Origin of the sequence: Lactiplantibacillus sp. C232 (assembly GCF_023806725.1) — a bacterium.
GTDB classification, from domain to species: domain Bacteria; phylum Bacillota; class Bacilli; order Lactobacillales; family Lactobacillaceae; genus Lactiplantibacillus; species Lactiplantibacillus plantarum.
The window spans coordinates 1-12,043 of record NZ_JAMSKZ010000013.1; the positions used below are offsets into that span (position 1 = coordinate 1).

Sequence of the window (12,043 nt, forward strand, 5' to 3'; positions counted from 1 at the left end):
GCGGATCCACCGAGGGTTCAAAGGACTCCAGGACACCTTGGAAGCATCATTTATTTAAGTTAGATACATATTATATGTACGAAGGCATTTCATTTACACAAGATTCTTGACGCTACCCATAGAACCCAGTCATCCAAGTTAATGTAATCAGTAGGGCAGCGATGGCGTGAGGAGTGTGGACTAATGTTTTAAAACTTGTAAAATAACCGTCAGGCTGGGCATTCTGACTCGGTAATGAAGGTATGGCAATGGTTAAAATCGATAATGCAATCAAGGTTAGCATGGCTGAACCCCAGAAAGCCATATGCCAACTACTGAGTTGTGCTAGTAAAGCACCGAGTGGTACACCGGTAGCAATTGATAATGAAAGTGCCGACATAACGATGCCCATGACTTGGTTAAGTCGTTGACCATTGAAGTAAGTACCGATAAAAGCCCAAATGTTTGGGACAAATAAAGCTGCACCGATGCCAGCGATGGCACGGTAAAGATAGAATGTTAGCAATGAGTTTGCTAATCCACAGAGTAGTGTTCCTAGTAAGAAGATGCCACAGCCACTGATTAGCAAAAAACGTTTATTAAAGCGGTCACCTAATGGGCCGAATAAAGGTGCACCGATGGCATAACATAGTGCGTAAACGGTGACTCCGTATGCCGCGGTGTTAGTCGGCACATGCAGACTAGTAGCGATAGCGGGGAGTAGTGCTGAAATAATAAATGCGTCAGCACCAGTCACAAAAGCCCCACAGAAAAGGCCAATAATAAGCCAATTTTCAGTATGTTGGTTATGGATAGTGATTTGATTGAAAATAGGACTCACTCCTTTTGAATTAGGTACAACTAGGAGTTTAAGGGCCTTACAATAGAGAAACAAGTGAATAAAAGTATACCAGCGACTGTCGTTAATCGGATAGAAATATACCACCCTAGTTTCGTTTGTTTTTGAAAACAGTGGCTATTAATGATAACTAGGTAATGTTTGATTAGCAATTGTTGATTATCAAAATAACTTTATACTGTAAAATTGGAACAATGGTACTTCCTGATTTGCGACTTCTTCAACGACTAAAATTCATAATAGTCCTGATTAAATAAGGCTTTCCAATGTTCAATCAGGACATAAGGGTGTAAACACCATCTAGCATTATGGCATCATTGGTTTATAATGATATTTATATTAGCTTATTGGAGTGAGTTTATGAATAAGAAATTATTGTATACCAGTATTACCACTGCGGCATTATTCGTGGGGACCCAATTGGGTGTTAACAATGCGCAGGCCGACACGGCAACTGATAACAGCGATACGACGAATCAGACGAGTGCCACGCAGGGGAGCGCTCAGACGGCAACTAACGAAAAGTTAGCAACGGTCAAACCGACTAGTCAGCAACAGTATCAAGCCAACGTGCAGACTGCCAAGGGGAACGTGGTCACGGCTCAAAACCAAGTCAATACAACACAAGCTAAAGTGGCGACTGCGCAGGGGCAAGTGACTAATCAAAGTCAATTAGTTGCGATTGGACAGTCCCAGTATGATGCTGGTAAAGCCCGAGTTGACCGTGCACAACAAACACTGGATGCTAACAATCAGGTCCTCGCTGAGGCTGAGAATAAAGTCGACGCTGCTAAGTCGCAAACGGCAGCAGCTGAAACACAAATTCCAGCTGACCAACAGCAAATTGCGGCCAACAAAGTCGCTATCGCCAACCAGCCAGCTACCGAGAAGAAAGCACAAACGGCTAAGGACGCGGCTGACACGGCCTTGACGCAAGCTAAAACTGAACAGGCCACGGCCCAATCTGATGCCGATGCAGCCAGTGCCGTCACTGCCGCTAAACAGGCGACGGTTGACCAAGCATCTGCCGCCCAGCAAAAAGCGGCCACCCAAGCAAATCAAGCTAAAGTGGCCGTAGCATCAGCGCAAGATGCGGTTAATAAAAATACCCAGGCAATCAATTCTGCCAAGACAGCGATTCAAAATACGACCAGTCAAATTAATGCGAATAATCAAGCTGTTTCCACAGCGCAAGCCAAAGTGACCGCAGCTCAAGCAGCTTTAGCGGCAGCAGAACGGCCAACGACCACGACAGAATCGCAAAATAAGTATGACGCTGCCGAATTCCCACAATCTCAATTGACTGGGGCCGAAACAGTCAGCGTCGCCTATCCAAGTAATGGCAAGTATGTGCCTAATGCGGATAAAATCAATCAGTATATGTTTGAATATATCAATCAGCTACGGGCGCTGAATGGTCAACCAGCATTGAAACAGACGTCGACGTTGCAAAATAATGCGATTGCGCGAGCAGCTGCCCAAGTCGACGGTGGCTTGGATCATACTGGCTCAAGTTATGCAGAAAATTTAACACAAGTTTATCCGCAATGGTTCATGAGCGATCAAGAAACGGCCTATAATGCTGTGATGGGTTGGTATGATGAATCCAATAACGTTGAGTCCGGTTCCTTTGGTCACCGCGTCAACCTAATATACTCGACTGGTGATGCCGGAGTAGCCATCAACTTGGCCAAACACGTGGCGGCATTTGAAGTCGATAATGCCGGGATGACGGAAGCGCAGCAAGACAAGTATGTTGATTTGTTCGACAATGCCCATACGAATGCCGCTACTGGGACTAAGGCCTTACCAGCTGTCACGTTCAATTACGTCCAGACGACCCCCGCTGATCCGAAGAAGATTGCAGCGGCTAACGCAACGTTGATTGCTGCAACGGCTAGTTTGAATGGTTTACAAAATACCGGGAAGACATTAGCAACCACGCTGGCTAACCAAAATGCCAGTTTACAAGCTTTACAAAACCAGACAAGTGGCTTACAAGCGACTGTTACGACTAAACAGGCCCAAGTTCAAGTCGCTGCAACTAGTTTGAAAGCGGCTAATGTTGCTTTGACGCAAGCTCAAGGGCAATTAGCAACGGCGCAACAGCAACAATTATCGCCCGTTCGTAATTTGAAGACATCAATCGCGAAGACGGCTGCGGCACAAGTAACTGCCACGCAAGCCGCTAAAAACTTAGCCAGTACCAAGACATTGATAGCCGATTTGACCGCTGAAAACGCCCGATTGGCGGCCGAAATCGCGGCCCTGCCCGCGCGGATTGCAAGCATGAAGGCCCAAATTGCTACGGCTGAACAACAACTCGCTGCTGCCAAGGCCGTACTCGCGCAGGGGCAGGCTCAAGTCGATACAGCAAACGAGCAACTCGCTGCTGGAAAAGCGCAACTGGATCGTAAAAAGACCGATTTAGCACAATTTAAGCAGGTACTCGGCGCTGCCAGAGTTGATCTCGCCGTTGCACAAGGTGATTTAACGGCTACTAAAGCCTTCTTGGCACGCGTCGAAGCTAACAAATTTACAACGACGACGGCTGCTGCGGCTGATGGAATTGCTGAAACAACAAATGTTGACCAATCGACTGGTGTTACCGCACCACATGCGACAGCTACTAAAACCGTAGCGAATAGTAATGGTACCATTAATGCCACGAGTACTAGCGTAGATGTTTCAGATGGCGATGTGACAACCAAGCTGGTTGCGGGAGCTAAACAACAGCCAGTTGCCGCACAGGCCACGGCTTTACCACAGACGGATGAAAAACAGTCATCGAGTTTGATGGCAGTGGGATTATTTGCCGCCAGTTTGGCACTATTTGGTTTAGTTAAGCCACGCAAGCATGCGTAATTTATAGCGTTGAATTCTTATTCAACAGTAAACAGATAAAATAACCTGAGTTCCAAATATCAAACCAATGATATTTGGAACTCAGGTTATTTTTATGGATAAATGAGTGAAAGCATTAACAATCGATATGATTATTTATCAATGGGTGTTCTGTTTTGCTGAAATAGATTTAAGAACTGTAGTAACAATCGGACCTCCTCATCCGTAAAACCGAGTGTACTCATCTTAACCGGTAATTTGTCAGAAATTCCAAGTAAATAATCAGATGATGTGTCGAGAACCGAACAAATTTTGATTAAAACTTCAATACTAGGGTACGTCTTTCCTTGTTCATAAGAAGTAATAGCCCATTTGGAAATGTCGAGCTGTTGCGCTAGCTCAACTTGAGTTAGCTTCTTTGCTTTTCTTAATGATTTTAATTTGTCACCAAAATATTCCATTGTCATAATAACTTCATTTTATAGAAAACAGTCGTATTTAAAATACAATAGTAGCATTAGATATACTAAAATGGCGTTCTTTATGATATTATAAATGCTAGAAAAGGATTCTTAATACTCTTTTTTATAGTGTGTTTTGTTGATGTAAGACTATTGGAGGAAATTATTATGAAAAAATCGCGAATTGCTTTGATGTCAACGGCTTTAGTTGCTGCAGGCGCAACGGCGATTGGAACTGCAACGACTGCACAAGCCGATACGACCAATCCAACGACTAATAATACGACAACGGGGCAGACGCAAACGGCCAAGACGAGTCAATCAGAACTTGATGCAAACATTAAGGATGCGCAAACTGCTGTAAATAATGCCAAGGATAAGACGGGGCAGGCGCAAACGGCAGCTGATGCAGCTAAAGGGGCCGCGGTACAGTCAAAAAGCCAAGCGTCGACTGCGCAAGCAACAACGACTAAAGTGCAAACTGATTTGAGTACGGCCAAGACCGCCGAAGCCGAGGCACAAAAAGTTGCAGATAGTGCGACTGATGATGCGATTAACCAAGCACAAGACGCGGTGACTAACCAACAAAATCAAAACCAGCAATTAACGCAAACGGTTGATACGGCTAAAACGGACGTTGACAAGGCTGGTGATAGTGTGAATAGCGCCCAAACTGTAGTCGACCAAACGAATACTGATGCGACGCAAGCTAATCAAACGGTTGCTAACGCGCAAGCACAAGTCGACCATGCCCAAGACGTTGTGGACGGCAAAGATAGCGCGACGGCCCAACAAAATTTGGCAACGGCGCAACAAGATCTAAGTCAAGCGCAAACCAATGTTAAGCAGGCTAATGATGCAACGAAGCAGGCCAGTCAAGCAGTTAGTGATGCACAGACCAAAGTAACGAGTGCGCAAACGAGTGTTGATCAGGCTAATCAAGCCCAAAGTGCTGCCCAACAAAATATTAATACGGCGACACAAGCACAAGCTGCGGCGCAAAAGGCGTTGGATGACGCTAGCCAACATCAGGGGAGCACCCAAACTTTTACTTTAGGTACTGAGTATGTTAATGCTTTGAAAGCATACAATGACGCGGAAGGCTACAATCTAAATAGTAGTGATCCCGTTGTTCAGCGCCTAATCAAGGCATCTGACGCAATGAGTCAGATGCTTAAATTTCAGTCGAACGCGGTCGATAAGAATATCAAAATCAATGGTCGCCAAGATTTGACTCCCGAAGTATTAAGCCAATTATCAACGTACGCCGCCCAACTAATTAATTCGATGCGGGATGAATTTGGGGCGCCACATGTCATTGTTACAAATGGTAGTGTCAAGTTTGCTGGTGATATTGCTGATGAAGTCACTGCTGATCAGTGGATATTAGCGGTTGAAAATGCCCATGACGTTCCAGCAATTAATCGAGCTGCCGCTAAGAATGGACTGTTTTCAAAGGCAACCGCTAACATGTATGAAGATGCTGCCCTTGCAAAAGCGACATCTAATCTCGGTGAATGGCATTTAACCTTAGATGATTTTAAGCAAATGATTTTTACTTCGTTACAATCATTTATGGCTAATGACGAAGAATGGAGCCATGCTAATAGCATTTTGGGCGCTGCAGCTCATGGTAAAGACCAGTATTTTGGTGTGTCCTTTAGCGACAGTATTGGTGAGAATGTCCTAGGTGCTCCGGGGAAAACACTTAATTTTGATTCTCACTTCGCGTTTGTTCCTCAGGATTCTTCGTACTGGGTCGACGAAAGTAAATTTGATAAGACGGCTATTAAAAATGAAACAGTCAGCGCTAATGAAATCAAGCAATTAGAAAGCGACCTTGCCACTAAGAAGACGGCTACGAATACCGCCAAGACTGCTTTAGCAACGGCAAATACCAATACGACCAAGGCCCAGAATACGTTAACTGCAGCTAAAACTACTTTAGCAACCGCTAAGCAGCAACAAGCCAATGCCCAAACTACCTTAACCAACGCTCAAGCTGCTGTTAAAACGGCAACGGCTGCGGTTGCCGCTGCTCAAAAAGCTGTTGATGAAACTAGTGCAAGTGATGCCACTAAGCAGCAAGCATTGAGTGATGCCAAAGCGGCGCTAAAAGCTGCGCAAGCGGTTCAGTCCCAAAAGCAGGCGAGCTTAACTGCGGCTAAGGTTAAACTTGCAACCGCTAATCAAGCACTTGCCCAAGCTAAGGTCAAGTTGGCGAATGCGGAGGCTGCGCTAAAGGCTGGGCAACAAGCGTTAGCTAATAAGAAAGTGTATTTGGATTCACTGACGCATGCGGATGCTAATTTGGCAGCCGCTAAGCAAGCCGTTGTTGATGCGCAAGCGGCCTATGACCAGGCGGTTCAAGCGCTTAAGGTTGCTCAAACAACTGCGGACAGTGATGCAGTGACGTACCAACAATTACAACAAGTTGCTGATGTGGCTAAGCAAGTATTGGTCGCGGCGCAAGCTAAACTAGACCAGTTATTGCAGACTAAAGCACTTAATGACGCCATTGATCGTACAAACCAGGAGACGAGCCAGTCTAAGTCGGCCCAAGGGGAAAGTATGACAAATACTGAACATGATATGACTAATGGTGGCGGTACTACATTGAATACGAAGTACGCATTAGGTACTGAACACGCTACAACGGGTGGTGACACGGTGACCTTGAAGGCACATCGCGCGTTGAGTGCTGAGCAGGCCACAACCTTGCAACAACGGAAAGCCGCAATGGCTGCGGCTACCACTAAATCAACTAGCACGTTACCACAAACGAATGAAAAGGCTGATCGTACTGTTTCAGTACTAGGACTCATGGTGATTGGATTAGTTGGGTTACTGGGTGTAACTAAGCGTCGTAAGCGAATTTAATAAAAAATTGGAATAGAAAGCGGGAAAGTAGCAAATGACGAGGGAAGAACTTTTGGACTTTTTGAAAAATAAGCGAAGCGCTACGGCGGGGGTAGCTAGTGCGCAACAGGCGCTGGCCGCTGATCAGGATAAATTAGCTAAGGATAAGAAACGGTTCCATAAAACGATTATTGGATTCGGTATCTTGGCTGTGGCGGCGTTACTGTTGCAAAGTGGCGCCAGCCTGGTCATTACTAGTGCGGCCATTGCCATCGGGTTGTTCGTATTCAAGTATCTGCACTATCTGTCACCAACTAATGAGGTGATTCAAAAAGATCAAGCAAGCTTACAACAAGAGCTGGCTAATCCAGTTTATCAACAAGAGGCCAATGGGTTCCCAGAGAAATTCTACAATTACTGGGATGCGTTACGGCTTTGGAAGTTAGTGAATGAAAATCGAGCGCGGGATTTACAAGAAGCCTTCAATCTTTTAGAAACGCAGCATTTCCAAGAAGATCAGCTGGCAGCACAGGAAGAAATCAAGAGTCTTCAAGCAGATATTGCAGCTAATGCGCACGCAACGGCGGTCAATTCCGGAATTGCTGCGGTTTCTTCAACGATTTCGGCGTTGAATTCACGGAAATAATGATGAATGGCTTGAAAAAATTCGTGCTGAGTACCACGAGTATCGTGATGTTAGTGACCCTGTCGGCATGCGGCGGGAAAAATGCGCAAAGTCCGGCTAGCGCATCGAGTTCGTCAATGAGTGTGACAACGCGTAAACGGACTTCATCAGCACGCAAAAGTCTCGCGGCATCTTCACAAACAAACAAGACAACAGCAACCGGAACGTGTATGAACCTGGCTGAAATTAAAACCGGCAATTATCGTAGTTTGACGGGTAGTGACTGGAAGATGATTGGTGCCAAAGTGAACTATCATAAAGGTAATGGTATGGAATTTGATACTAGTCAGGTCAACGGGCAATTATCGATAGCTAAAGATAAGATTACGACTGGCACGTTGACCGTCACGAAAAATAGTATTGCGGTTGATGGTAAAAATGAGGTTACCCAGCTTCGTAATAATGGCAAAATATTCAGTGTCTCAACTGAAAACGATGATGGTAGTAATTGGGCAATGACGTTCTATCCAGCCGGTACGACTAGTGATTATCAAGTTGACGGTACTGGCAGCACTAACCGTCAGAATTTAATTACCGTTTGGACTAGTAATAATAATTATACGCAGGTCTTTGCACAAAATATGACAAGCACTAGTTCAACAACAGCAGCTAATCAGAAAGACGGTGTGCTGTGGAATACTAGCAAAAACAAGCAGTTAGACGCATTTATGACGCAATGGTCACAGACAATGAACCAGGATTATGCCAAGTATGATGGCGTGCATGAGTTAGACATTTCGACCGGATTATTGTATCCGCGTGATTTGTCGGATGTCATCGTCAAGGGACAACGGGCTTCGATTGCCTGGGCACCCAGTGGTAAGGGCACACATGAATACAACGTTGTCGCGATTTACAACCACGATGGGACCGAGCCGCCACTGCCTAACCATATTACCTATTTCTTTGCGTTTAGAAATGACAGCCCAATCGTGCTCGTTGATCAAAGCCGGGATGGGACGCCTACTCTGGGAGAGACTGAGAATGTGAAACTTAAAGAGGGTTTTGTTCGAATTGCCAGGAATTAATAAAAAATGAAAGCTTGAATGATCGTCATGCAGGTAAATAAGTATATACAGCAACGGAGGAAGTAGATGACAGTTTCTAAGAAAAGTATCATCGGCGTTATTATTGGTATTGTAGTGATTGTGATTGCCATAATTGCACTGAAGCCACGCGGTTTGCAGGGAACGTATACAAGTACAAGTGAAGAATTGGGAACCGATACGATCGTTTTTGATGGCAAAAACTATAAAGAAACAGTCGTAAAAACGGTTGACGTGTTGGGACATAAAAAAACTTACAGGGACAAATATAGCGGCACATTTAATGTGGAAGATAATGAGGTAACCTTTGAGGGCAAAACCGCTAATGGGGCGACTGCTAAACTTTCTAAAGATAAAAAAGTATTATCAATACAAAATGGTCAGCAGCTAATGAAAAAAGAGTAAGCATAATAGCAAAAGGCGGTCACTAATTGGATGGTCAGTCGGTAGCACATGCTTAAATGTAGTGTATATTGAAGAAAAGACAATGAAATTCTCAAACTATGATACGTGTAGCGCGCTGCCCATCAGCAAGGGTGCATAGTACTGCTCAGACGGAGTCGGTTACTTTGAGATATTGTCAATTCTTTGTTGATATGTTGCTCAGGGCAAATTGGGTGACTGGAACTGATTTGCTGTAACGATGAAAGTAATTACTTAAAAAAGCAGTCAAATGCGATGAGTTGACTGCTTTTTCGTGTCTCAGAGTAGTTATGATTGATTTTTAGTTGAGTTTATCAAAGTTGACGTAGATGATGGTGAAAAATCAATAAGTGGTAATTTTCATCTACCCGATAGACTGAATATTTAGTAATATATTAATTAGTATAACTATTAGAACTGTTTTAATTATTTAATTAAACAAATTTATATGTGCTATTACTTGTAAATCATTGTTTTTGGGCAATGATTGAGATGGTCTGTGTAAACCCGTAGACGAATGGGAGAGTCTGTGGTGTTGATTACAAGGGGAATTAAGGTTGTGAAAGGAATAGAGGTATGGGAAAAATCAGTAGCAGAATGGTCTTTGAAATTATCACGATTATCGGTATTGTCACTTTTGCCGTTATCAGTCTAACACCATCAACGGCGAAGCAGCAAAGTGTGCAATTGGATCACGGACGGATGAGCTACAGCGGAGCCGTTTTGAAGCACAAGTTTGACGGTCAGGGTACGTTGCAGGTTAACAAACAGGGGCGCTACGTGGGTAATTTTACCAATGGCCGGTTTGAAGGTGCAGGCGAATTCATTGCACCGAACGGGTGGCGCTTGCAAGGCAACTTCAGCAAGGGTGCGTTGAATAGTGTGGTCAAACTGCGGGTCGGCAACAAGACTTATGCCAAAAAAATTACGGGGGACGGTAAGTTAGAAAATGCGGATTAAATGGTTTAGTTTAGTACGGATAACGGGACTCGTGCTGGTATTGACGTATCACTTTTTCCAAACCCAGTTTACTGGTGGCTTTATCGGGGTGGACATCTTCTTTACCTTCTCAGGGTTTTTGATTACGTCATTAATGGTGGACGAGTTTGCTCGTTCGGATAACTTTAAACTAATGGCTTTCTATGGTCGCCGGTTTTATCGAATTGTGCCACCATTATTTATTGCGGTGTTATTGGTGCTACCGCTAACTTACTTGATTGACCACGATTTTGTGACCGACATTGGTAAGCAGGTCGCGGCGGCTCTCGGATTTACGACTAATTATTTTGAAATTGCGACGGGTGGCAGTTATGAAAACAAGTTTATTCCGCACTTATTTGTCCATACGTGGTCATTAGCGGTTGAAATGCACTTTTATATTTTATGGGGCCTGATTGCGTGGTTGGTCGCTAAAATTAGTCGGCGGTTGGCGAGTGGTCGGCGCGCATTGACCCGTTTTCGCTGGGGCTTAGGGCTGTTGACCACTGCCTTTGCGATTGAAAGCTTTGTCATGATGTACTTTGGTGCGGTCGGCTTAAAGGACTTTTCACCAGTCTACTTTTCAAGTCTGACCCACTGTTTTCCGTTCTTTGTCGGCGGGCTTATCGGTGTCCTGAGCGGCATCAAAGCTCAAGGGCCAATCTATCGTTGGACCACGGCGCACTGCAATCCGATCATTGCGGGCGCGGTGATGCTTATTAGTTTTATCTTGTTAGTTGCTTTAGGCGACCGGATGAAGTTCGATGCGCTACAAACGTATCAGGGTGGGCTGTTACTGGCTACTGTACTCGCTGGCATCATGATCTATGGCGCCCGGTTGTTGCATGACCACACGCCGAACCTCAAGGAACCGCGGTGGATGACGTTCTTAGCGGATGTGAGCTATAGCGTGTATCTCTATCACTGGCCGTTGTACGTGATTTTTTCACACATGATGGTCAACTGGTTGGCGGCGCTGCTCACGACGGTACTGTCGATTATCCTATCCGCGTTGTCATACTACGTGTTAGAACCAGTGATTGCGGGCAAACGCGCTCACGTTTTCGGTCATACAGTGACGTGGCGACAGTTGCAGTTACCCGTTATCACCGCAGGAGTGTTGTTGGCAGTTAATACCGGGGTCGTAGTCAAAAATGCGCCGCAACTTTCGACACTGGAACAGAATTTATGGGTGAGCGGGATTTACCAAGATATTGATAAAATCGGAACGACTCATGAAGCTGTGCTCGCGGCCGTGACGCCCAAGAAGAAGCAGGCAACGCCTAAAGGTGACCAAGAAAAGGCACCAGGCGTTTCCATTATTGGTGACAGTGTCACGCTGGGGACGCGGAGCTACCTGGGCGATCACGTCGCGAACAGCAATATTGATGCGGAGGGCGATCGGACGATGAACCTGGCATATAAAGTCATGATGAACCAGCAGCGAAGCCATACGTTACGGCAGTACGTGGTGATTTGTATTGGGACCAACGCGCTGGATGATTACGAAGAACAAACCATGAAGATCATTCATGACTTGGAGCCGGGGCACAAGTTGATTCTGATGACACCTTATAATGCCCGGGCCGATGCTGACTGGAATTCATCAAAGTTGGCCGTTTTGGAACGGCGTCTGCCAGCTAAGTATAAGTTCATTACGGTTGCCGACTGGGGCAAGATTGCGGCGCAACATCCAGAAGTTTTCAAAGGGACGGATGGCGTACATTTCGGTGGCATTCGGGCTGGTGATATTTTATACGCCAAGGTAATCAATCAAGCATTGACGGCAGCCAAACAGACTCCGGCTAAACCAGCCTAATCTAGCTAAGTCAGAGCAGTTATTAGTAGTCAATTTAATAGAAATAATCAGCTTGCGATGTAACAATTGGCAGGCTGATTTTTTTATGTT

The 12,043-nt window shown here is 45.1% G+C and carries 9 protein-coding genes; 7 read left to right on the forward strand and 2 right to left on the reverse strand.

The genetic code is table 11. From position 1 onward, the window contains the following. Positions 1-112 precede the first annotated feature (112 nt). Complete coding sequence (locus tag MZO41_RS12000) at positions 113-820, reverse strand: MFS transporter (RefSeq protein ID WP_252129686.1); 708 nt, start codon at positions 818-820, stop codon at positions 113-115. Between the two features lie 378 nt (positions 821-1,198). Between MZO41_RS12000 and MZO41_RS12005 the strand changes: the two genes are divergently transcribed. Beyond that, a complete protein-coding gene (locus MZO41_RS12005) occupies positions 1,199-3,703 on the forward strand; it encodes a CAP domain-containing protein (RefSeq protein ID WP_058906920.1) in 2,505 nt (834 codons plus the stop codon). Between the two features lie 131 nt (positions 3,704-3,834). Here the strand turns inward: MZO41_RS12005 and MZO41_RS12010 are convergent, their stop codons facing one another. Next, positions 3,835-4,149 carry a helix-turn-helix domain-containing protein gene (locus MZO41_RS12010; RefSeq protein WP_021355861.1) on the reverse strand — a complete coding sequence of 105 codons (315 nt, stop codon included), beginning with the start codon at positions 4,147-4,149 and terminating at the stop codon, positions 3,835-3,837. 162 nt (positions 4,150-4,311) lie between these two features. Here MZO41_RS12010 and MZO41_RS12015 point away from each other — a divergent pair, with 162 nt between their 5' ends. The 6 genes from MZO41_RS12015 (at position 4,312) to MZO41_RS12040 (ending at position 11,953) form a co-directional block, all read left to right on the forward strand. Continuing rightward, positions 4,312-7,023 carry an SEC10/PgrA surface exclusion domain-containing protein gene (locus MZO41_RS12015; protein ID WP_058906919.1) on the forward strand — a complete coding sequence of 904 codons (2,712 nt, stop codon included), beginning with the start codon at positions 4,312-4,314 and terminating at the stop codon, positions 7,021-7,023. A 34-nt stretch (positions 7,024-7,057) separates the two neighbouring features. After that, complete coding sequence (locus MZO41_RS12020; protein ID WP_033098993.1) at positions 7,058-7,648, forward strand: hypothetical protein; 591 nt, start codon at positions 7,058-7,060, stop codon at positions 7,646-7,648. Between the two features lie 2 nt (positions 7,649-7,650). After that, complete coding sequence (locus tag MZO41_RS12025; RefSeq protein WP_225868887.1) at positions 7,651-8,715, forward strand: DUF4767 domain-containing protein; 1,065 nt, start codon at positions 7,651-7,653, stop codon at positions 8,713-8,715. Between the two features lie 66 nt (positions 8,716-8,781). Further along, positions 8,782-9,138 (forward strand): hypothetical protein, encoded by a 357-nt coding sequence (locus MZO41_RS12030; RefSeq protein WP_013355305.1) that lies wholly within the window; start codon positions 8,782-8,784, stop codon positions 9,136-9,138. 594 nt (positions 9,139-9,732) lie between these two features. Beyond that, on the forward strand, positions 9,733-10,116 hold the full coding sequence (locus tag MZO41_RS12035) for an MORN repeat-containing protein (RefSeq protein ID WP_128650890.1): 384 nt from the start codon (positions 9,733-9,735) through the stop codon (positions 10,114-10,116). After that, positions 10,106-11,953: an acyltransferase family protein gene (locus tag MZO41_RS12040; RefSeq protein ID WP_003641171.1), complete on the forward strand. Its 1,848-nt coding sequence runs from the start codon at positions 10,106-10,108 to the stop codon at positions 11,951-11,953. Before MZO41_RS12035 ends, MZO41_RS12040 begins: the two co-directional genes overlap by 11 nt. The last annotated feature ends 90 nt before the right edge of the window (positions 11,954-12,043 follow it).